A 19720-nucleotide genomic window follows, 5' to 3' on the forward strand; every position below is an offset into this window, starting at 1 on the left:
CATGGGGCGAGATGTCAGCGATGTGGATCGCGAGCACGATGAAAACGGACGACACGACAGCTGTGACGTTGAGCTCGCTCACGTCTATGCGGACGGTGCTCGTCGGGCCCGCAATTCGAGTACGACTCCGGCAGGAGGCGTCAACAGTTACGTGGCGTGAAATCTGACCCTTCGGTGTCGTTGTTTGGAGTGGACAATGGACAAATGTCCGTACGTTCTGGATCGCGCTGGCAGTGACCTTCACGGAGAGGCGAAGAAGCTTCGCGCGCGCGGCCCGGTCACCCTGGTGGAACTGCACGGCGGCTACACCGCCTGGTCCGTGACCAGCTATGAGATCGCCAAGCAGCTGCTGGTTGATCCGCGGATCTCGAAGAACACCAAAGAGACCTGGCCCGAGTTCCGCGAAGGCAAAGTACCGCAGGACTGGGAGCTTTACACCTGGGTCGCAATGGACAACATGCAGACCCGGGACGGAGAGGAGCACGACCGCCTGCGGAAACTCGTCGCGCAGGCATTCACCAACCGTCAGGTGGCAAAGGTCCGCCCGCTGATCGAGGAAATTGTGGGCCGCCTGCTCGACGACCTGGAGAAGGTGCCCGCCGGTGAAGTGGTGGACATCAAGGGCAGGTACTTCTACCCGCTGTCGACCATTCTCGTCTGCGATCTGCTCGGCATTCCCGAAGCGGACCGCGCAGAGGCTCTGCACGGCGCCGTCGTCAATGCCAAGACGACGAACAGTGCCGAGGAGTCCGAGGCCAACCTGCACCAGTGGCAATCCGCCCTCAGCAAGCTGGTGGAGGCCAAGCGGCGTGAACCCGGCAACGACCTCACCACCCTGATCATCAAGGCCAGGGAAGACAAGCAGGCTCCGCTCACCGACGACGAGGTCATCGGCTCGTTGCACCTGCTCATCGGCGGGGGGACGGAAACCACGTCCAACGTCCTGTGCAACACCCTCATCGACCTGCTCACGCACCCGGACCAGTTGGCCATGATCCGCTCCGGTGCCGTCGGCTGGGAGGCGGCCTGGGAGGAGGAGGTCCGAAAGGACGGCGCCGTGGGCTCGATGCCGTTCCGCTGCGCCAACGCCGACATCGAGATCGGCGGCGTGACCATCGCCAAGGGCGACCTGGTGCTCATCAACTACGCGGCCGCCGGCCGGGATCCCGAAAAATACGGGGACACGGCCGCAGAGTTCGACATCACCCGTGCGGACAAGACCAACCTCAGCTTCGGCTACGGGCGCCACCGCTGCCTCGGCCCGGCCCTGGCCACCATGGAAGCGATGATCTCACTGCCGGCGCTGTTCGAACGGTTCCCCGACCTCGCGCTGGCCGTTCCACGTGAGGAACTCAAGCCACAGAGCACGTTCGTCTTCAACGGGTACGCGGAAGTACCGATGCTGCTGAAGCCCTGAACCGAAACGACCTGAACGGCGCGGCCAGAGCCAACCGGTTTCGGCCGCGCCGTCTTCGGAACCGCAATCACGAACACGTCGTACGGGCGCCCGCTCTGATTGAGTTGGCGAAGTGACGTACGACAGCATCGAGCAACGTCCGTGCGAACCTTGAGGAGAGTCGAGCCTTGTACACCACCAACGCCTTTGCCGCGCCGGCCGCCGGCGCCCCCCTTCGCGCGATCACGATCGAGCGGCGGGAGGTCGGGCCCCGGGACGTGCTGATCGACATTTCCTACTGCGGAATCTGCCACACCGACATCCACACCGTGCGCGGCGAATGGGGCGAGCGGAGTTACCCGATCGTGCCCGGTCACGAGATCACCGGCGTGGTCGCGGCCGTCGGCACCGACGTCACCAAGCACCAGGTCGGTGACGTCGTCGGCGTCGGCTGCATGGTCAACTCCTGCCGGGAGTGCGCGAGTTGCCGAGCCGGCGAGGAGCAGTACTGCACGAACGGGATGGTCGGCACCTACGCCGCTGTCGATGTCGACGGCACGTTCACTCAGGGCGGCTACGCCAGCCGGATCGTGGTCACCGAGGACTTCGTACTGCGCATCCCGGACGGATTGGACCGTGCCGCCGCTGCCCCCCTGCTCTGCGCCGGCATCACGATGTATTCGCCGCTGCGCCGATGGGGCGCCGGCCCGGGCAAGAAGGTCGCGGTCATCGGCCTCGGCGGTTTGGGCCACATCGGTGTCAGGCTCGCCACCGCCATGGGCGCGGAGGTCACCGTGCTCTCCCAGACGCTGAAGAAGCGTGAAGACGGCCTCAAGCTCGGTGCTACCGGCTACTTCGCCACCAGCGACCCGAGCACGTTCAGCACGCTCGCCGGCACGTTCGACCTGATCCTCAACACGGTCAGCGCGCGAGTCGACATGGACGCCTACCTGTCTCTGCTGAACACCGGCGGCGCGCTGGTCAACGTCGGCATTCCGCCGGAGCAGCTGGCGCTGCACACCTTCTCGCTCGTCATGGGTCGGAAGACGCTCGTGGGCACCTTGTTCGGTGGTATCTCGGAAACCCAGGAGATGCTCGACTTCTGCGCTCAGCACAACATCACCGCCGACATCGAGATCATTCCAGCCCAAGAGATCAACGAGGCATACGAGCGGGTGCTGGCATCCGACGTCCGCTACCGCTTTGTGATCGACGCCGCCACGATCTCCTGAGCTGACCCCGCACCGGCTACGTCACCCGGGACTCAGCAGATCGATATGATCCCCGGCGGTGGTGCCACCGACGGCCGGCGAACGGCTGCGATTCAACCTGATCGGCCTCATCCCGCTCAGCTGAAGACCAGCCGGCCTTGACGGGTCCTGAGCCAGGCGCTCGGGACCCGTCTTGTCGTCCCATGCCGGGTTGCCGCCGCGGCTGCTCACCCTGACGTCTGTCGGGCGAACCACGGGCGTTTCACCACCTGGCGATCCAGGATGGTCGCGTGGAGCGCGACAAAGCCCTTGCCCGGATGCACGAGGCCACCGCGCTGTGGAGCGTCGGGCGCCCCAAGCACGGAATCGACACACTCCCGCAGCGGTCTCCGAGGCGTCGGTCAGCGGGACCTCTTCGTTGCTCTCTTGCGGGGTGGGGTCAACAGGTCGGCGACTGTGGCGATGGCAGACGGCACGAGGCGGTAGTACGCCCAGACGCCGCGCTTGTCACGCTCGAGCAGGCCGGCCTCGGTGAGGATCCGCAGGTGGTGACTGACGGTCGGCTGGGAGAGTCCGAGAGGCTCGGTGAGGTCACTGACCGACGCCTCTCCCTCTGGAGCCGACTGGATCAGGCTGAGCAGTCGCAGCCGGGCCGGGTCGGCGAACGCTTTCAGCACCCCCGCGAGCCGTTCGGCATCGGCACGGTCGATCGGCTCGCCGGCGAGGGGCGAGATAGCGGGCGGCGCAGTCTTCATAGTTCCCACGTCTGCATCGTTGCAGCAAACCCAACAATCAGCTGATGAACGAGGGCAGGATCACCCGGAGGTCGCGAGGTGACCCTCACCGAGCAGGGGTGCGGTGCCACCGAAACGGGTCGTCCTCCAGCGCGGAGCGGTCCCAGTGCCCCCGGTCCGCTGCGGCTTGATAGGTGGTGTGGAGGAACTCGGCGACCGCACGGTCCGGGTCCGGTGCGGCGCGGGCGACCTCGTACGGCAGCAGGAACTGCTTGAACTCGGTACTGAAGTACGCGCCGTCGGGACCGATCGGCTGCTCGGCGAACCCGTCGGGTTCGGGATAGGCGTAGGAGTAGAAGGCGCCTTCCTCGCCACCTCCGGGCCAGAATCCGCAGCTGGAAAGCTCGCGGGAGTAACCCTCGGCCATGACCCAGTCCGCGCAGTTGGGCATACCCCCGGGGTGCGGCGGGGCCGACCGGCCGGAGAAGCGGGTGCAGGCGAGGTCCATCCCGCCCCAGAAGAAGTGCACCGGGCTGACCTTGCCCACGAAGTAGGACCGGAACTCGCCGATCACTCGGTTCGCCTGTAGCAGTTGTCGCCAGAACAGGGTGGCCGCCTCACCGTCGTAGGAGGCGTGCTCGTGGTCCTCGGCGAAGGGGATCGCCGGGTCGACCTCGTTGGGGCGCGGCCGGATCGGCGCCTCGATCCCGAGCTGATCGAGCAGGTCCAGGAGCCGGGCGTAGAAATCGGCGACCGGCATCGGCCGAAGCGGGAGGCTCCGCGCGTCGCCGCTGCTGGTACGCACGTCGAGCTGGTGACCGAGGAAGTCGAACTCGATCTCGAAGGCACCCGTGCGGTGCGGGATGGTCGAGGTCGTCAGCCCACGCGGGCTGACGTACAGGGTCACCTGCCACCAGTGGTTGAGCATCGGAGCGTGTGCCATGCGGATCTTGCCCACGATCTGAGTCCACATGTGCAGGGTGTCGCCCCTTCCAGCTGATCAGCGGTACTCCGGGGTGGCGTCACCGGGGCGACTCCCGGCGTCCCAGGTCGGGCGCTGATTGCCGTAGGCCGGAAACCCCCGGCTGTACGGTGAATCCCTCGGCTGGTGGAAAGCCGTCTCGCTGGCGGGTGTCATCGTCTTCTGCCTGGTCCAGACCCCGGGTGGCGGGACTGCGGCACGGCGCGCCATGCTCGTCGGATGATCGTCATCGACGCGGCCTCGCCGACGCCGCCGTACGAGCAGCTGCGGGCGCAGCTCGCCAGGCAGATCCAGGACCGCTCGCTGGCCGTCGGCACGAAACTGCCGACGATCCGGCGGCTCGCGGCCGATCTCGGCCTGGCCGTGAACACCGTCGCTCGGGCGTACCGGGAACTGGAGGAGGCCGGGTTGATCGAGACCCACGGGCGGGCCGGCTCGTTCGTCTCGGCCGCCGGCGAGCAGGCCCTCGATCGGGCCCGCAGCGCCGCCCGCGACTACGCGGCGGTCATCACCAGCGTCGGTATCGACCCAGCCGAAGCCGTCCGGATCGTCGAGGCGGCACTGGGCGTGGGACCGCCTCGTTCCTCGTCACCCAACTAGTTTCATCAGCGAACCCTCTTCGGGCCACGGTCTCCAGCGCAAGACCGCAGGGTCCGCATTGCCATAGGTACCTTGTTTTGACAAGGTAGCTACATGCAGACCGACCCGAAGCTCGTGGCGTTACGGCGCGGCCTGCTCGAGCCACTCGTGCTAGCTGCTGTCGAGTCCCAGCAGCGGTACGCGGCGGAGATCCTCGCCGCGCTACAGGAGGCAGATTTCCCGGCCCAGGAGGGCACGCTCTATCCGCTGCTGAGCAAGCTCCGGCGAGACGGACTCGTGCACCACGAGTGGCGTGAGTCGCCGACCGGACCACCCCGGAAGTACTTCTCCCTCACCGACGCCGGCAGAAACCAACTCGCCGCCTTCCGCGAGTACTGGAACGAGCTGACCCGCGCGATCAACAGCATTGGACGGTGACCCCATGAGCGATCCGATAGCCATCCGCCTCACCGGACATGCCGCGGCCTTTCCCGCCACCCGCGAAGCACGCGACGCCCTGCGGCAGTACCTCGATGATGCGCGACACGCGCTGCGCTCCGACCCGGACGCCGACGAGATCGTCCGAGATCTCGAGTCCGCGATCGGCGACCGGTTGAGCACCCTGACGGGGCCAGGCGACGAACCGGTGACCGGTGCCCAGATGGCGGCGATCCTGGCCGACCTCGGCCCGGTCAGCCCGGTCCGACCCGCCCCGCCTGCCGGCGAGGGGAGGTCGCGTGGGCGGTTCTGGTGCCGAATCCACGAGGGCAAATGGTTCGGCGGCGTCTGCGTCGGCGTCGCGGCGTACGGCGAGTTCCGCGTCGACTGGGTACGAACCGTCGTGCTGCTGCTGAGCCTGGCCAGCGGTGGTCTACTCGCCGCGGTGTACCTGGTCCTGCTGCTCGTGCTCCCCGTCGTCCCCACGGTCGCCGACTACGAGCGCCGACGGGACGCGCCACCGAATGACGTGCGGCTACGCCGATGAGTCGATGGCGACGGTCGCGAGCGGTGTGGGATCTCACCGACCGTTGTGCAGTGCCTGGGTGATGTCCTGCCGTAGGCGTACCGTCTCCTCGTCGCTGCCCACCTCAATTGACATTCTCCTACCGGCCGCCTTTCCCTGCCACCCAGCCCGGGGCCGGGTGGCGTCAGTGCGAGGACGGTTCCAGGCAGCCGAACTCGGCCGCCGAGCCGGTGACCTCGACCATGACTCGGTCAGGCCGTACGTCCCCGATCACACAGCCCACGGTTCCGAACCGAACCGCGTAGACCGCTCCCGGTGGTGGGGTTTCCTGCCCGATCGGCGGTCGCATGGCGGTGACCTCGATCGCGTCTGCCGGGAGACCCAGATCTAGCAGCGCCTGCTGGGTGGAGGTCGGCGCGAAGTCCCCGGCGGCGCGTAGCGCCTCAAGCGAAGGTCGGATCCGCGCGGCGAGTTCCCGCCCGGCGCGCTCATCCGCAGCGGGCAGTTCATGCCGCCGCTTCCAGCCGTTGTTGTCGGCATGGTTCGGAGGTGCCTCTGACTGTCGACCGGTCGGCTCCGCCACCGCTGCGGGCGACGACGACACGGCCGGCGACGACGCATCCGTGGGCATTGCCTGCCCGGCGCCGTCCCGGGTGCCCGGGGCCGCGCAGCCGAGCGCCAGCACGGCGAGCGAGACGGCAGCCGCTGACCAGGTGACCATTCCTGTCCGCATACCCGACCCCCGTCGTATTCCGGTATCGAGAAAATCTGATGGTACGAGGTGCGGGTCGCTCCCGATGTCACCTGTCACGTGTCACGGTCGGTCCAGGATCGCCCCACGGTGGGCGGCCGTTCCCGTCCTTGCTCAGCGATCGCCGATCATTCCGGTCAGGAGGGTCAGGATGTCGTCGGCGTCGGTGTGCCACTTGTCGGCGGTGAGTTGGCCGCTGGCCTCCATCCCGATTATCCCGTGCACACTGGTGAGCAGCAGCGCCCCGTAGCGATGGGCCTGGTCCTCGCCGACCAGATCGCTCAGGACGGCCACGAACGGGCCTTGGCTTCGCGACGCCGCGCGCAGCACCTCGTCACTGGCGGGCGCCTGGTGCATCAGCCGGTACAGATGTGGCTGCTCGCGGCCGACGGCAAGGAGCCCGGTGAGCATTTTCCGTAGCTTTTCCTCCGCCGGAGTCAGCGGATCGGCGGCCCATTCCACGGCCCGATCCGCCAACCGATCCCATGCCTCCGCCGCGACCTCGGTCAGCAGGTCGCCCTTGTCGGCGAAGTGGCGGTAGGGCGCCCCGCGCCTCACGCTCACAGGCGGCTCCGGCTCCGCCGGCGGTGTGATCATCCGCAGGCTCGTGGCCGACGGGCACACCGTGCACGCGCTCGCGAGGTCGGCCTCGGCAGAGAAAGCGGTCGCGGCCGCAGGCGCTCGGCCGGTACGCGGTGACCTCACGGAGGCCCTCCGCAGCGGCGCCGACGCGCCGACGTGGCTGAACACCCTCGACGAGGTCGACGCGGTGGTCCACGCGGCGGCCTTCATGGAGTTCTGGGGGCCCGACGAACTGTTCGTCGAGCGCAATCTGCTGCCCACCCGCGCCCTGTACCAGGCCGCGGTGGCCGCAGGGGTGAAACGCTTCGTCCTGCTCTCGGCCGCCAGCGTCTCCACCGGCACCAAACACCTCAGCATCGTGAACGAAACCTCCGACACAGGCCGGGCGAACATCGCTTACAGCCGAGTCAAGCTGCGCACCGAGCAGGAACTTCTCGCGCTCCCGAACGCAGAGACCACGCTGGTGATCCTCCGACCGCCCTTCCTGTGGGGCCACGGCACGGCCAGCAACCTGCAAGGATTCGTCGACTCTGTCGAGGCCGGCCGGTTCGCCTGGATCGACGGCGGGCAGCACACGGTCGACTTCTGCCATTTCGACAACCTTGCCCACGCCGTCGCCTTGGCGATGACGCGGGGAGACCACGGCCTCGTCTGCTACATCACCGACGGCGACCCTCGGGCGGCCCGCAGCTTCTTCACTCCGCTGCTCGCCACCCGGGGCCACGACGTGAGCAGCAGCCGCAGCTACCCCCGGGCGATCGCCTCGGCCATCGCCACGGTCATGGAGACCGTCGCCAAGGCCCGCCGCAGCACCACGCCGCCACCGCTCACTGAATGGATCGTCACCTTCATGGGCCGCGACCGCGTCTACGACATCACGCGCGCCCGGACCCACCTGGAGTACCAGCCGACGATCACCGTCGACGAGGGCCTTCGCCGGATGGCGGCCCTTGAACGATAGCGGGATCGTGATGCCCGCAGAGCTGGGGCGGCCGACCGGCGCTGTCTGATATTCCGGGACGACCAGCCCACCACCCGCCTCCCGACGGTGTTCCCCTCCCCTGCCCACCGACCCCGTCCTCGGACACCACGCCACGGCAGGCATACCAAAGGCATCCCCGGTGTGGGGCCGGCCCGGGATCTCGGGCGCGTCCGCAGCAACGCACGCCCACGCGAACCGGGCACGGACGGGCCCGTGTGGGGTTCAGGGCAGTGGGCCGGCGGCCTCCCGCAGGAGATCGAACATGAGCCGAGCGTGTGGTTTCAGCACGCCCTTGTTCGAGTAGTCCACCTCGCGGAACAGCAGTTGTCGTTGGCCGGTGCCGATCTCCCGATCGAGCATCCGCCGCAGCGACCGCTCGACCCGAGCCGTGAGATCGTCTGCCGGCCGGTCACCCAGCAGCGCAAGCGCGCGATACACAGCGGCCTCGGCGTCTTCAAGGTACAGGTAGTCTGCACCGGTCGGTAGGCGCTGCCTGGTCAGGTCGATACCGTAGCGGAAGTCCACACCGATCAGGTCGACCCCGGAGAAGTCGTTGCCGTGGAACTCGTTGGACTCTCTCAGGGCAAGCGCGCGATATCCCGGCGGCTCCGCCCGTCCCTGCTTGGCAAGGAACGCCAAGTCGCTCGTAAACCGCTCGGCGGAGCCGGGCGGTGGGGCGCCCCAGAAGGTCGTCGACTGAATCCGCCCTGTGAACACGCATTCAACAAGCTCCAGGTAATCCGCCGTCAAATCGCGGATCTCCGCGTTCCGGAAGGTGCAGCCCACAAACCGCGAATATCCGGCCGTGCCGGTGAGCACCGCGCCGTCGAAGGAGCACTCGACGTACTGCGACAGCTCCATGCCGGAGCCCAGCGCCACATACTGAAACCGGAGGCCATCGAAGCGGCACCGCACGAAGCGGGCACCAACACCGACCAATCCAGTTAATCCATCGGCGGAATAGTCGACTCCGATGACCTCCTCGTGCTCAATGATCAACCGGTTGCCCTGCTCACCTGCCACTATCCACCCTCTGTCGCTCCACCTGCTACTTCTTCCAGTTGTACAAGGCGTAGTCGCACGTCACGTAGTCACCGCCCTTGTCGACGTGCTGCTTCTTCGAACCCGGCGTGGTCAGCTCGATCAGCTTGCCGGTCAGGGTGTCAAGGAAGTCGGGGCCGACGCCACGGTAGATGAACCTGCCGGGGTAGGCGCGGTCAAGCAGCCAGCCAGATGGCGGCGCCGACGGAGACCACGCCGAGCGCGATCCAGCCCACCGGACCGGAGGCGAGGGCCACGCCCACCAACGGAACCGCGATCGGGTTGTGGCCGTCCGGGTCCGTGAAGTTGACCGGGCTGGCGTTGCCGTATCCGTACCGGTTGGCCTGGGCCACCGGGTTGGGTGTCAGGGTCATGGTGTCCCGGGAGACGAACGACCCGGTCGTTGGGGCGTACCAGCGGGAGTGGGCGTTGACCAGCCCGGTGGAGGCGTCGGTCCAGCCGCCCTGGTAGCCGAGTCGCAGGTTCCCGCTGGTGGCGTATTTTTCACTGTAGGGGGGCGTAGTCGGCCGAGGCGAGCAGGTTGCCGCTGGTGTTGCCGATGGCGGCGAGCATGTCGCCGTGCCGCTGGTCGGTAACGAGCAGCCGCCCGGGGTCGGTACCGTACCGGTCGACCAGGGGTGCGCCGTCTGGGGTCCGGAAAACCAGGGCCTCGCTGCTTGCGGTGGGTACTCGCACCGCCGCGTTGGACAGGTCGCCGTACTCGGCGGTCACCCCGTTGCGGCTGGTCAGCCGGTCCAGCCCGTCGTAGGTGTAGTCGACAGTGAAGCCTGGTTCAGTGACGCGTAGGAGCCGCTCGAACGCGTCGAACTGGTGGGTGCGGGTAGAGGCAGTGGTGGCGCTGGTGGCCAGGGAAAGCGGCGCTGCGGGTTGACCGCCTTGATCTCCGGCGGCACCGTCGGTACGGCGTCCGCCGGCGCGGACTTCCCCTTGGCGCGGGTGCTGGATGCGGGCACGCGCGGATCGGGCCGCATGACCTTCCCCGCTCGGGCCGCAGGAGGCGACGATGACGCACCGTCGGGCAACCCCGGCGCTGCCGTGGCCGGCGACTGCACGACCGGAACCAGCGACACGGTCAGTACCACCGCCAGCAGGGCCCGCAGGCCGAGGCGGCCTGCGCCTCTACCACTACGGGCGCACTGATGTCCACTCGAGACGTACGTCATCGAGATCCCCCCGTTTATCTCAACAGCGCGTCGACGGAGCCTATACAGCGAGGCATCGGTCACTCAAGGGAGTCGATGGCAGATCGTCATGGACGACCGGTGTCAATGTTGCACCCGCCGCCCCAGCACGACCCCAGTATCGTCGATGTGAGGGACCGGCCGGCGGATCGGGGCGAGGGCAGCAGCGGTCCGAGTGTCGATGACCCGGTACCGTGCCCGAGGTCCAGGCTGCGTTGCAGGTAGCAGACGTCCGCGCCGCGCCTGGTGAGGGTGTCGGCGCCTACCCGGGGGCGGTCAGGGCCAGCGGGGCCGCGAGGACGACCACCGCCAGGACGGTCCGGAGGGACGGTTCATGGCGCTCCTTCAGATGGAGGAGTCCGCCTCGGTTTCGTCCGTGTCAGGACCGTCGGGGCGTCGCGGTGTGGTCCGCAGGCGTACTCGGGTGATGGCCCGGCCTGTCACCTCGACCACCTCGACGGTCAGACCCGACAGCGCGACCACTTCTCCGGGCGTCCTGGGAATGTGACCGAGGTGTGCCAGGACAAGTCCCGCCACCGTGGTGTAGTCGCCGGACTCGAGGGTGTCCTCATCCAGTTCGACACCCACATCTGGTAGGTCGTGCAGCGGGAAACCACCCTTCAACAGCAGCGCCCCGTCCGCCTCCCGCACGACGGCCTGCACGTCCCGGTCGGTTTCGTCGTAGATCTCCCCGACGATCTCCTCGACCAGGTCCTCCATCGTCACGATGCCGTCGATGGCGCCACGCTCGTCCACCACGAGGGCGAACTGCTGCCGCTGCGACCGCATCTCCCGAATCGCCTCGGTGACACTCAACGTCTCCGGCAGATACAGCGGCGCGCTGACGTACTCGGCGACCGAGCCCTCTCGGTCGAGCAGGTCGCGCATGTGCACCACGCCGACGGTCTCGTCGAGGCCGGCGCGGCCCACGACCGGCGCGCGGGTCTGCCCCGACCGGCCCAACTCCCGCAACGCCTGCCGCGCGGGCAGCGACTCGGACAGGGTGACCACCTCGCGGCGCGGGACGAGGATCTCCCGCAGGATCCGCTCAGCCACCTCGAACGCCCCCGAGATGATCATGCGATGTTCGGGGGTGAGGTCACGCTGCGCGGCGACGATGTCCTGCAGTTCCTCGGTGGTGACCTCCTGACGGCGGGCCCGTGGGTCCCCGCCGGTCAGCCGCACCACCGCGTCGCTGGCTTTGCTCAACAGCCACACCGCCGGACGGGAGAACGCCGACAATGCGTCCAGCGGACGGGCAACGAGCAGAGCCCACCCCTCCGCCCGCTGCATCGCGATCCGCTTCGGCGCCAGCTCACCCAACACCAGGGTGACGAAGGTCAGCACGATGGTCACCAGCACGACCGCGACCGGCTCCGCCGCCGACCCCAGGAACCCCAACGGCCCCACCAGCGGCGCCGCCAGTGACACCGCCGCAGCCGCCGAGGCCAGGAACCCGGCCAGGGTGATGCCGATCTGAATGGTGGCCAGGAATCGGTTGGGGTCCCGCGCCAGCCTCGCCAACACCCGCCCCGCCCGGGAGGCACGCTCCAGGCGCTGCAGCTGGCTCTCCCGCAGCGACACCAACGCCATCTCACTACCCGCGAACACCGCGTTCACCAACACCAGCACCAACACCAACACGACCCGCACGCCATAGCCATCCACGGCCCGTTCGACGCCTCCTTGACCGGACACCGTCCGGAGCCTCGACCGCGGCGGCGGGTCGATACACGGTGCCGACTCCCCCATGTTGGGGGTTCAGCAGGCAGGCTTGCGCCCGTTCTCTCTACGCTGCCGCCTCCGGATTGCCGTCACGGACAGCACCCCTTGCAAGCCGTCCTAGGACAATAGGCCGTAGCGTGTTCTTCGGCCTGCTGCAGAACAACGTCCTCGGCCGCCGAACCTGCCGCCCATTTGATCGACACCGCCCGCGCCTGGCAAGCCCTGCTCGACGCCGACAGCACCGCACCCGCCGAAGTCCGTAACCGTCCGGTCGCCCGTACCCTGCTCATCGAGATCATCCGAAGCGGACCGGCAGCGGCCGACGTGGCGCGACCGGCCATCACCCTCGGCCTGACCCGGTGAACCAGCAGACAGCGGGATCGGCACCTACCCCTTACGCAACAGCCGGGGTGGTGACTGCCCGCAAGGTGGGCACAACTCGCCTATGCATATCTTTCCCTGGCTGAGCACTTCCGAGATGGCCAGCATGAAGAGCACCACCCACTACTCAGGGAGCCCCTTCATGACCACCTGGTTCATCACCGGCGCCTCACGCGGTTTCGGCCTGGAGATCACCCGTCAGGCACTGGATCGCGGCGATAACGTCGTAGCCACCGCCCGCAACCCCGAGGCGGTGTCAGAGGCACTGCCCGATCACGGTGACCGCCTGCTGGCGGTCGCGCTCGATGTCACCGATGAGGAGCAGGCCCGCACCGCGGTGTCTGCCGCGGTCGAGGCCTTCGACGCAATCGACGTACTGGTCAACAACGCCGGGCGCGGCCTGCTCGGCGCGGTGGAGGAGTCCTCCGATGCCGAAGTTCGCGCAATCTACGACACGAACGTCTTCGGCTTGCTCAACGTCACCCGCGCGGTGCTGCCGGTCATGCGCTCCCAGCGCTCGGGCCGGATCCTCAACGTCAGCTCCCTGGGAGGTTTCAGCAGCTCGGCAGGATTCGGCATCTACTGCTCGACCAAGTTCGCCGTCGAAGGGATCTCCGAGGCCATGCGCGCCGAACTGGCGGGACTGGGCATCGCCGTGACGTCGGTCGAACCGGGCTACTTCCGCACCGACTTCCTCGATGACCGGAGCCTGCGCACCGAGGGCACCGTGATCGGTGACTACGCCGGCACCGCCGGGGCGGTGCGCGGCGCGGTGCCCGGTCTCAATCACGCCCAGCCTGGGGATCCGGTCAAGGGTGCCGCCGCGTTCCTGACCCTCGCTGACGCGGAGAATCCGCCGGTGCGGGCTCAACTGGGCAGTGACTGCCTCCAGGAACTGGAAAACAAGATCACCCAGTTGCGTACGGAGTCGGAGGCTTGGCGGGACCTGGCACTCTCCACCGACCACGACGACGTACTGGTCTGAGAACCTGACGCAGGGTGCAGGCGTTGGGCAGGAACACCGGGAGGAGGACGCCATGACCGAGCTGGGTGACTATCTGCGATCATGCCGTGCCAACGTCAGCGCTGAGGACGCCGGGCTGCCGAGTACCGGTCACCGCCGGGTGCCCGGGCTGCGGCGCGAAGAACTGGCCACGCTGGCGGGAGTCAGTGTGGATTACATCGTGCGCCTGGAACAAGGCCGCGCGAAGACCGCCTCACCGGAGATCCTCCAGGCGTTGGCGAAGGCCCTCGACCTGCGCCCTGACGAGCAGGAGTATCTGCTTCGCTGTGCGGCCGAGGCCAGAGGCCCGGCAACACGGGCGAGAACGACACCGCCCGATGCGCGACGTGTCTCCACCGCCACCCGGGTGCTGCTGGACAGCATGACCGCAGTGCCCGCCCTGGTGCTGGGCCGAAGGATGGACATCATCGGCTGGAACACCCTCGGAGCCGCGCTCTTCACAGACTTCAGCGTTCTTGCGCCGCAGCACCGCAACCACATCCGGCTGGCATTCCTCGACCAGCGAGTACGCAGCCTCTATCGCGACTGGGAGAAAGTCGCCAAAGAATGCGTGGCCTACCTCAGGATGGATGCCGGCCGTTACCCGGAGGACCCGGCACTGGCCCGCCTCGTCGGTGAACTATCCATGAAGGACGACGTCTTCCACCACTGGTGGTCCACCCACCGCGTTCGTGCACAACGGTCAGGGCGCAAACACTTCCTCCATCCCACCGCCGGAGAACTTTCCCTGGACTTCCAGGTCCTCGATGTGCGCGGCACCACCGATCAAACCCTGCTCATCTACACCGCTGAACCGAACTCCCGCTCCGCACAGGCCCTGGCCTTCCTCAGCGGATGGACCCAGACCACTCAGAAACAACCTGCGGCAAGCCCCACCTCGCACCACCCCGGGAGCTGACCGGACCGGAGCACTCCGGTCGGCCCAAGCCCCCACCCTGCACTCTCGCGTTGCTCCCAAGGTCGTTGATCTCAGTGCTGCGTGGTCGTCACGTGGTCAGCGGGCCGGGAGCGGGCCATGGCCAGTCCACCGAGTGCCAGGCTGCTCAGCCCCACCACCAGGGCTATGACGCCCCCGACAATTCCGTAGCCCGTGCCGGGTCCACCCTCGGCGGCGGCCACCACGTATCCGCCGAGGGCCACGCCGATCAGCCCCGCCACCAGGGCGATGGTGGCCCCGAGTCGCCCGGTGCCGGTACCGATGGCACTGCGGGGGCGGGCCAGGGCCAGTCCGCCGACGATCACGCCGGCCAGCGCCGCCAGTGCGCCAACGAGGCCCACGAGGCGCCCGGTGGTCAGGCCGTACGCATCGCTGGCGGCCCCTGATCCGTCTGCGGCTGCCGGTCCGCCGAGCCCGGTCCCTCCCAGCAGTACGACAAGCGCGATGCCTCCGACCAGGACGGCAGCGACGACCGTCAGCACCCGTCGGATTCCCGAAGAACGCATTTCCTCTCCCCTCTTTTCCGGCCCTGGCCTGTGAGCCGGCGCCCACAGGGGTGAAATCTCCATGCACGACCGCCCCCGAGGTTGGTGAAGGTGGTCGGCAGTGGTTCAGATCGTCGCGTCGGTTGGGCGGTCCTGGCCTCCGACGGCGGACGGCAGCGTGTATGCAATCGGGCGTAGCCGAGACCCGGGGTACCACGCCTGTCGTCGTAGGCGGTCGCGCCGCTGTGCGCAGTGATGGCCGTGCCTGCCGGCGGTAGGTTCACGGAATGGAACACCGAGCCGGGTCGCCGCCCCTGCGGATGGTGGCGCATGACGTGGTGCTCGCGCTCTTCATCACCGTGATGCAGGTGCAGGGCACGGTCGCCAAGGTCGCCATCGAGGGCGCGCCGCGGCCGCTCTCCGACTTCGGGAACCTCGGGTACGCGCTGCTGGTGGTGAGTGGTCTGGTTCTGGCCGTCCGCCGCCGGTGGCCGGTCGCCGTGTTCGTGACCGCCGCGCTCGCCAGCTTGGTGTACTACGGTCTCGACTTCCCGGACGCGCCCGGTTGGCTGGGGCTGTTCGTCGCCCTGTACACCCTCGCCGCCTACGGTGACGGGCGCCGGTCATTGGTGATCGCTGGTGTGGGTACGGCGGTGCTCGCCGTGGGGTGGTTGGTCGCGGCGGCGGACATCGAGCCGAGGGCGGCCATCGGTTGGGTGTTCTTCCGCATCGGCGCGTCGGTGATGAGCGCGGCGCTCGGCGAATCCGTCCGGTCCCGACGTGTCATCGCCGCCGACGCCCAGCGGCGTGCGGAACTGGCCGAACGCAGCCGTGAGGAGGCAGCGCGGGCACGGGTCGACGCCGAGCGTCTCCGGATCGCCCGGGAGGTGCACGACACCGTTGCGCACGCCATCGCGATCATCAACGTCCAGTCCGGGGTCACCGCGCACGTGTTGGACAAGAGGCCGGAGCAGGCCCGGGAGGCGTTGCGGGCCATCGAGCTGACCAGTGCCCGGGCGCTGCGGGAGATGCGGACCATTCTCGGCGTACTGCGTGATGACCGCGACGGTCGCGTGCCGCAGGGCGGCCTGGAGCAGGTCGACGAGCTTGCCGCCAAGGCGCGCGAGGCCGGACTCGACGTCACGCTTGAGGCGGCCTCGCCCGCCTCGCCGTTGTCGACCGCGGTGGACAGTGCTGCCTACCGAATCCTTCAGGAGGCGTTCACCAATGTGATCCGTCATGTCGGCCCGACCCGGGTGACGGTCGTGTTGAACCCCGGAGTCGACGTCTTGGAGATCCGAGTCACCGACGAGGGCCGCCGCACCCCATCCCCCGCCGGCAACGGTACGGACGCATCGGCCGAGCCCGGTCGGGGAATCGTGGGGATGCGTGAGCGCTGTCAGCTGCTCGGCGGGGAGCTCGACGCCGAGCCGACGCCGCGCGGAGGTTTCGAGGTCCGGGCCCGGTTGCCCCTAGCACCGGAGGGGTCACGCCGGTGAGCACGGCAGCTGCGCCACCGCAGATCAGGGTGCTGCTCGCCGACGACGAGAAGCTGGTGCGAGCCGGGTTCAAGCTGTTGCTCGACCTGGAAGACGACATCAGCATCGTCGGTGAAGCAACGAACGGTGCCGAAGCGGTGGAGGGTGCTCGCAGCGCCCGCCCGGACGTCCTCGTGATGGACATCCGGATGCCGAAGCTGGACGGCATCCAGGCCACGGCCCAGATCACCCGGATGCGCGGCCTGGAGCGGGTGCGGATTCTCATTCTCACCACCTACGACACCGACGCCAACGTCTTCGACGCGCTGAAGGCCGGTGCCAGCGGCTTTCTGCTCAAGGACGCCGGACCGGCCGAGCTCCTGCACGCCATCCGGGTGGTCGCCGCAGGGGAGGCGCTGCTCGCGCCGCGGATCACCCGACGTCTCATCGGTCAGTTCACGGCACGACGAACGGCGGCCGACTCAGGTCGGGCGCGGCTCGCGGTGCTCACCGACCGGGAGCGGGAGGTGCTGGCGCTGGTGGGGCTGGGTCTGAACAACGACGAGATCGGCGGCGAGTTGTTCCTCAGCCCGGCGACCGCGCGCACCCATGTCAGCCGTGCGATGGCGAAGCTGGGTGCCCGTGACCGGGCGCAGCTGGTTGTCATCGCCTATCAGACCGGGCTGGTCAGCCCCGACATGTGACCGTGTACCAGCGGCCGGGCGTGGGGGCGGACAGCCCAGTCGCCGGTCGGGGTGAGCGGGACGGCTCTTGACAGCTATAGAAGCATCTCAGTACGTCCTGGAATCGGACGGCCGGCTTGTCGCAGCGGGTGGTCTTGGCGGTACGGTCCGGGCGTGATCGGAGGGTTCGGTGAGCTGGGTCGCCAACGTGATGCTGTCGGTGAGCCTGGAGGACCGCCTTAACGCGGAGGCGTTCAGCGACTGGCTCGACAACGGGTGCCACTGTCGTGAACCAGGCATGGGACCGGGCGGCTGCGGTAGCCTGCGCCGCATCACCGGTGTGGACAACCAGTGGGGCGGACACAAGAACCCCGAATGTCAGGTGTACGCCGGTGCCCTCAACCACGCTGATCTCACTGCTGTTGTGGAGCATTTCGGCTCCGTGGCCTGGCGCAACCCCAATGCCGTGCAGCTGTTCGTGATGGACCAGGAGGAGTTCTTCTTCCGCGTCTGGATGATTCGCAAGGGCGCTCTGCGCCAGTGCGCCCCGTCGTCGCCGGACGAGGAGGACGACGAGTTCTGGCCCTCCCTAGCGTAGATCCCGAGAACAGCCGCTTCGGCGGCGTAGGCACAGCACAGCGTTGCTGAACCGTGCGGCTCCACCTCTGGTGATCGGTGTTTGCGCGGTGGGAAGGCGTACCGTGAAGCGGGCTCCCCGGCCCGGGTGGCCCTCGGCCTCGATCGTGCCGTGGTGGCTGGTGACGACCTCCTGGAGCAGGGCCAGTCCCAGGCCGAAGCGGCGGTCTCCGGAGCCCGCGCCGCGGTGGAATCGGTCGAAGATCCGTCGGGCGTCCGCCTGGTCGAAACCTTCCCCGGTGTCGGCGATCATGATTTCGGCGTAGTTGTCGGCGGCCCGCAGCGTCACGTCGATTCGGCCTCCTGCGGGGGTGTGGGCCAAGGCGTTCGCCAGCAGTTCGCCGGCGACCCGGCGCAGGGCCGATTCGACGCCGGGCACCGGCAGTGGGTCGCCGGGGGTGTCCAGGGTGAGGGCGACCTGGCGTTCGGCGGCGCGTTCGGTCTCGGCGGCGACCGTCGTGGCGACCAGCAAGGTGAGATCGACCGGCGGATCTGGTGCCCGGTTGTTGGGAGCGGCGGCGAGTCGGGCGGAGAGCAGCAGGTCGTCGACGATCTCGCCGAGTCGGCGGGTGGTGCCGATGAGTCGTTCCAGGTCGTCCAGGTTCGTGGCGGTGCCGTCGTAGCGGGCCCGTTGGGCGATCAACTGGGCTCTGGTGTGCACCTGGGCGATCGGGGTGCGCAGTTCGTGGCTGGCGTCCGCGACGAAGCGGCGTTGTCGGGTCAGGGCCTCCGCCAGTGGTGCGACGGCTCGACGGCCGACGAGCACCCCGGTCAGCATGGCGGCGAGCAGCCCGACCGTCGCCGCCAGGCTGAAGGCGAGCAGCAGGTGCCAGCGGTCGGACAGTTGGAACCGGGCGTCGAACACCGCCTGGACCACCTTGTCGCCTCGGGCCTCGGTGCGTACGTGGTAGGTCGTGCCGTTACGCGTGACCGTGGTGGTCTCGGTGGTTCGGGTGGCTGCCACGGTTTCCAGCGCACCGCTGAGCGGGAAGCCCGGTGGCGGCGGGTTGGTGCCGGTCCGCACGGTGGTGCCGTCGTACTGGAAGATCCAGCTACAGGCGGGTGGGCCGGCGATGGTGCCGTGTTCCGTGCCCCACGTCAGCTCACGCTGGATCTGCGCCTCCTGGCTTCGGACCAGGACCGCGTACGAGATGCCGCCGGCCAGCAGCAGTAGGGCACCGATGACCAGGCCGATGAGCAGGCCGATGCGGAGTCGGGCCCGTCGGACGATCGCCTGCTCGGCCGCCTCCATCACAGGGTTCCCAGGCGGTAGCCGAGGCCGTGCACGGTGCGGACCACCGCCCGGCCGAGTTTGCGTCGCAGGTAGTAGACGTAGGTGTCCACGATCGACGCCGAGGCGGCCTCGGCGAAGACCCGGCGGCGTAGCGTGGCCCGTGGATGTACGGTGTTCGGCCGGGCCGCCAGTACCCGCAGCAGCTCGAACTCGCGGGCGGACAGCGCCACCCGGGTGCGGTCGGCCAGTACGGCCTCACGCGGCACCAGGTCGAGCAGCCCGGCGCCGATGCGGAGGACCTCGGTCGGCTCGGGGGTGCGCCGACACAGGGCCCGGACCCGGGCGCTCAGTTCGTCCAGGTCGAAGGGTTTGACCAGGTAGTCGTCGGCGCCCGCGTCCAGCCCGGTGATCCGGTCGTCGACCGCGCCGAGCGCGGTGAGCATCAGGGTCCGGGCCGGGATCGCCCGGGCCCGTAACCGGGCTACCAGGTCCAGGCCGTCGAGCGCGGGCAGCATCCGGTCGATGACCATCACATCGTAGGGACGGGTCAGCCCTAGATGCAGCCCGCGCTGGCCGTCGGAGGCCCGGTCGACGAGGTGGCCTTCGTGGCCCAGCGTTTCGGTGAGTAACTCCGCGAGTTCCTCGTCGTCCTCGACCAGCAGCAGCCGGTTCGACTCTATGCCCTGCATCCGTTCACGATTGCATAGATCTAC

Annotated in this window: 23 protein-coding genes; 12 read left to right on the forward strand and 11 right to left on the reverse strand. The window is 68.3% G+C overall.

Going from position 1 to position 19720, the window contains the following annotated elements; genetic code table 11:
- Positions 1-196: 196 nt before the first annotated feature.
- Together ACLQ2T_RS22990 and ACLQ2T_RS22995 are read left to right on the forward strand one after the other, a co-directional pair.
- Positions 197-1417: a cytochrome P450 family protein gene (locus ACLQ2T_RS22990; protein WP_425768425.1), complete on the forward strand. Its 1221-nt coding sequence runs from the start codon at positions 197-199 to the stop codon at positions 1415-1417.
- Positions 1418-1584: 167 nt separating this feature from the next.
- Positions 1585-2628: an NAD(P)-dependent alcohol dehydrogenase gene (locus ACLQ2T_RS22995; protein WP_425768426.1), complete on the forward strand. Its 1044-nt coding sequence runs from the start codon at positions 1585-1587 to the stop codon at positions 2626-2628.
- Positions 2629-3008: 380 nt separating this feature from the next.
- On the opposite strand, the gene ACLQ2T_RS23000 is transcribed toward ACLQ2T_RS22995, so the two are convergent.
- Together ACLQ2T_RS23000 and ACLQ2T_RS23005 are read right to left on the reverse strand one after the other, a co-directional pair.
- A complete protein-coding gene (locus tag ACLQ2T_RS23000) occupies positions 3009-3362 on the reverse strand; it encodes an ArsR/SmtB family transcription factor (RefSeq protein ID WP_425768427.1) in 354 nt (117 codons plus the stop codon).
- Between the two features lie 85 nt (positions 3363-3447).
- On the reverse strand, positions 3448-4314 hold the full coding sequence (locus ACLQ2T_RS23005; RefSeq protein WP_425768428.1) for a DUF5996 family protein: 867 nt from the start codon (positions 4312-4314) through the stop codon (positions 3448-3450).
- Between the two features lie 228 nt (positions 4315-4542).
- Between ACLQ2T_RS23005 and ACLQ2T_RS23010 the strand changes: the two genes are divergently transcribed.
- The 3 genes from ACLQ2T_RS23010 (at position 4543) to ACLQ2T_RS23020 (ending at position 5887) form a co-directional block, all read left to right on the forward strand.
- Entirely contained in the window at positions 4543-4923 is a 381-nt protein-coding gene (locus ACLQ2T_RS23010; protein WP_425768429.1) for a GntR family transcriptional regulator, read from the forward strand.
- A 93-nt stretch (positions 4924-5016) separates the two neighbouring features.
- Positions 5017-5340: a PadR family transcriptional regulator gene (locus tag ACLQ2T_RS23015; protein WP_425768430.1), complete on the forward strand. Its 324-nt coding sequence runs from the start codon at positions 5017-5019 to the stop codon at positions 5338-5340.
- Positions 5341-5344: 4 nt separating this feature from the next.
- Positions 5345-5887 carry a PspC domain-containing protein gene (locus ACLQ2T_RS23020; RefSeq protein ID WP_425768431.1) on the forward strand — a complete coding sequence of 181 codons (543 nt, stop codon included), beginning with the start codon at positions 5345-5347 and terminating at the stop codon, positions 5885-5887.
- A 163-nt stretch (positions 5888-6050) separates the two neighbouring features.
- Here the strand turns inward: ACLQ2T_RS23020 and ACLQ2T_RS23025 are convergent, their stop codons facing one another.
- Both ACLQ2T_RS23025 and ACLQ2T_RS23030 read right to left on the reverse strand, forming a co-directional pair.
- Complete coding sequence (locus ACLQ2T_RS23025; protein WP_425768432.1) at positions 6051-6587, reverse strand: DUF6993 domain-containing protein; 537 nt, start codon at positions 6585-6587, stop codon at positions 6051-6053.
- Positions 6588-6731: 144 nt separating this feature from the next.
- Complete coding sequence (locus ACLQ2T_RS23030; protein WP_425768433.1) at positions 6732-7214, reverse strand: TetR/AcrR family transcriptional regulator; 483 nt, start codon at positions 7212-7214, stop codon at positions 6732-6734.
- Here ACLQ2T_RS23030 and ACLQ2T_RS23035 point away from each other — a divergent pair.
- The gene (locus ACLQ2T_RS23035; protein ID WP_425768434.1) at positions 7207-8160 is read left to right on the forward strand and encodes an NAD-dependent epimerase/dehydratase family protein; all 954 of its coding nucleotides are present in this window, start codon (positions 7207-7209) and stop codon (positions 8158-8160) included. The genes ACLQ2T_RS23030 and ACLQ2T_RS23035 overlap by 8 nt on opposite strands.
- A gap of 243 nt (positions 8161-8403) precedes the next feature.
- Here the strand turns inward: ACLQ2T_RS23035 and ACLQ2T_RS23040 are convergent, their stop codons facing one another.
- The 4 genes from ACLQ2T_RS23040 to ACLQ2T_RS23055 form a co-directional block, all read right to left on the reverse strand.
- Positions 8404-9204, reverse strand: coding sequence for a hypothetical protein (locus ACLQ2T_RS23040; RefSeq protein ID WP_425768435.1), 801 nt, complete (start codon positions 9202-9204; stop codon positions 8404-8406).
- Between the two features lie 194 nt (positions 9205-9398).
- Complete coding sequence (locus ACLQ2T_RS23045) at positions 9399-9704, reverse strand: RHS repeat-associated core domain-containing protein (RefSeq protein WP_425768464.1); 306 nt, start codon at positions 9702-9704, stop codon at positions 9399-9401.
- 22 nt (positions 9705-9726) lie between these two features.
- Positions 9727-9954: a hypothetical protein gene (locus tag ACLQ2T_RS23050; protein WP_425768436.1), complete on the reverse strand. Its 228-nt coding sequence runs from the start codon at positions 9952-9954 to the stop codon at positions 9727-9729.
- Between the two features lie 815 nt (positions 9955-10769).
- The gene (locus tag ACLQ2T_RS23055; protein ID WP_425768437.1) at positions 10770-12092 is read right to left on the reverse strand and encodes a hemolysin family protein; all 1323 of its coding nucleotides are present in this window, start codon (positions 12090-12092) and stop codon (positions 10770-10772) included.
- A 249-nt stretch (positions 12093-12341) separates the two neighbouring features.
- Between ACLQ2T_RS23055 and ACLQ2T_RS23060 the strand changes: the two genes are divergently transcribed.
- The 3 genes from ACLQ2T_RS23060 to ACLQ2T_RS23070 all read left to right on the forward strand — a co-directional run bounded on the left by ACLQ2T_RS23060 (position 12342) and on the right by ACLQ2T_RS23070 (position 14452).
- The gene (locus tag ACLQ2T_RS23060) at positions 12342-12512 is read left to right on the forward strand and encodes a hypothetical protein (protein ID WP_425768438.1); all 171 of its coding nucleotides are present in this window, start codon (positions 12342-12344) and stop codon (positions 12510-12512) included.
- 160 nt (positions 12513-12672) lie between these two features.
- Entirely contained in the window at positions 12673-13515 is an 843-nt protein-coding gene (locus ACLQ2T_RS23065; RefSeq protein WP_425768439.1) for an oxidoreductase, read from the forward strand.
- A gap of 52 nt (positions 13516-13567) precedes the next feature.
- On the forward strand, positions 13568-14452 hold the full coding sequence (locus ACLQ2T_RS23070; RefSeq protein ID WP_425768440.1) for a helix-turn-helix domain-containing protein: 885 nt from the start codon (positions 13568-13570) through the stop codon (positions 14450-14452).
- Between the two features lie 71 nt (positions 14453-14523).
- Here ACLQ2T_RS23070 and ACLQ2T_RS23075 read toward each other — a convergent pair whose 3' ends face one another.
- Positions 14524-14997 (reverse strand): DUF6223 family protein, encoded by a 474-nt coding sequence (locus ACLQ2T_RS23075; RefSeq protein WP_425768441.1) that lies wholly within the window; start codon positions 14995-14997, stop codon positions 14524-14526.
- A gap of 266 nt (positions 14998-15263) precedes the next feature.
- Here ACLQ2T_RS23075 and ACLQ2T_RS23080 point away from each other — a divergent pair, with 266 nt between their 5' ends.
- The 3 genes from ACLQ2T_RS23080 to ACLQ2T_RS23090 all read left to right on the forward strand — a co-directional run bounded on the left by ACLQ2T_RS23080 (position 15264) and on the right by ACLQ2T_RS23090 (position 17735).
- Positions 15264-16475, forward strand: a complete 1212-nt coding sequence (locus tag ACLQ2T_RS23080) for a sensor histidine kinase (RefSeq protein WP_425768442.1) — start codon at positions 15264-15266, stop codon at positions 16473-16475.
- Positions 16472-17158, forward strand: a complete 687-nt coding sequence (locus ACLQ2T_RS23085) for a response regulator (RefSeq protein ID WP_425768443.1) — start codon at positions 16472-16474, stop codon at positions 17156-17158. Before ACLQ2T_RS23080 ends, ACLQ2T_RS23085 begins: the two co-directional genes overlap by 4 nt.
- Positions 17159-17327: 169 nt before the next feature.
- Positions 17328-17735 (forward strand): squamosa promoter-binding protein 15, encoded by a 408-nt coding sequence (locus ACLQ2T_RS23090; protein ID WP_425768444.1) that lies wholly within the window; start codon positions 17328-17330, stop codon positions 17733-17735.
- Here the strand turns inward: ACLQ2T_RS23090 and ACLQ2T_RS23095 are convergent.
- Together ACLQ2T_RS23095 and ACLQ2T_RS23100 are read right to left on the reverse strand one after the other, a co-directional pair.
- The gene (locus ACLQ2T_RS23095) at positions 17727-19025 is read right to left on the reverse strand and encodes a sensor histidine kinase (RefSeq protein ID WP_425768445.1); all 1299 of its coding nucleotides are present in this window, start codon (positions 19023-19025) and stop codon (positions 17727-17729) included. The two genes, ACLQ2T_RS23090 and ACLQ2T_RS23095, sit on opposite strands and share 9 nt — an antisense overlap.
- A complete protein-coding gene (locus ACLQ2T_RS23100; protein ID WP_425768446.1) occupies positions 19025-19696 on the reverse strand; it encodes a response regulator transcription factor in 672 nt (223 codons plus the stop codon). Before ACLQ2T_RS23100 ends, ACLQ2T_RS23095 begins: the two co-directional genes overlap by 1 nt.
- Positions 19697-19720: the final 24 nt, after the last annotated feature.

Source organism: Micromonospora sp. DT229 (assembly GCF_049844505.1).
Lineage (GTDB): Bacteria > Actinomycetota > Actinomycetes > Mycobacteriales > Micromonosporaceae > Micromonospora.

What these genes read in the sequence shown, in the direction of transcription:
- ACLQ2T_RS22990 (WP_425768425.1), top strand. Translation starts at nt 197, where the DNA reads ATGGACAAATGTCCGTACGTTCTGGATCGCGCTGGCAGTGACCTTCAC.
- ACLQ2T_RS23000 (WP_425768427.1), bottom strand. Translation starts at nt 3,362, where the DNA reads ATGAAGACTGCGCCGCCCGCTATCTCGCCCCTCGCCGGCGAGCCGATC.
- ACLQ2T_RS23005 (WP_425768428.1), bottom strand. Translation starts at nt 4,314, where the DNA reads ATGTGGACTCAGATCGTGGGCAAGATCCGCATGGCACACGCTCCGATG.
- ACLQ2T_RS23010 (WP_425768429.1), top strand. Translation starts at nt 4,543, where the DNA reads ATGATCGTCATCGACGCGGCCTCGCCGACGCCGCCGTACGAGCAGCTG.
- ACLQ2T_RS23015 (WP_425768430.1), top strand. Translation starts at nt 5,017, where the DNA reads ATGCAGACCGACCCGAAGCTCGTGGCGTTACGGCGCGGCCTGCTCGAG.
- ACLQ2T_RS23020 (WP_425768431.1), top strand. Translation starts at nt 5,345, where the DNA reads ATGAGCGATCCGATAGCCATCCGCCTCACCGGACATGCCGCGGCCTTT.
- ACLQ2T_RS23025 (WP_425768432.1), bottom strand. Translation starts at nt 6,587, where the DNA reads ATGGTCACCTGGTCAGCGGCTGCCGTCTCGCTCGCCGTGCTGGCGCTC.
- ACLQ2T_RS23030 (WP_425768433.1), bottom strand. Translation starts at nt 7,214, where the DNA reads ATGATCACACCGCCGGCGGAGCCGGAGCCGCCTGTGAGCGTGAGGCGC.
- ACLQ2T_RS23065 (WP_425768439.1), top strand. Translation starts at nt 12,673, where the DNA reads ATGACCACCTGGTTCATCACCGGCGCCTCACGCGGTTTCGGCCTGGAG.
- ACLQ2T_RS23070 (WP_425768440.1), top strand. Translation starts at nt 13,568, where the DNA reads ATGACCGAGCTGGGTGACTATCTGCGATCATGCCGTGCCAACGTCAGC.
- ACLQ2T_RS23075 (WP_425768441.1), bottom strand. Translation starts at nt 14,997, where the DNA reads ATGCGTTCTTCGGGAATCCGACGGGTGCTGACGGTCGTCGCTGCCGTC.
- ACLQ2T_RS23080 (WP_425768442.1), top strand. Translation starts at nt 15,264, where the DNA reads ATGGAACACCGAGCCGGGTCGCCGCCCCTGCGGATGGTGGCGCATGAC.
- ACLQ2T_RS23095 (WP_425768445.1), bottom strand. Translation starts at nt 19,025, where the DNA reads ATGGAGGCGGCCGAGCAGGCGATCGTCCGACGGGCCCGACTCCGCATC.
- ACLQ2T_RS23100 (WP_425768446.1), bottom strand. Translation starts at nt 19,696, where the DNA reads ATGCAGGGCATAGAGTCGAACCGGCTGCTGCTGGTCGAGGACGACGAG.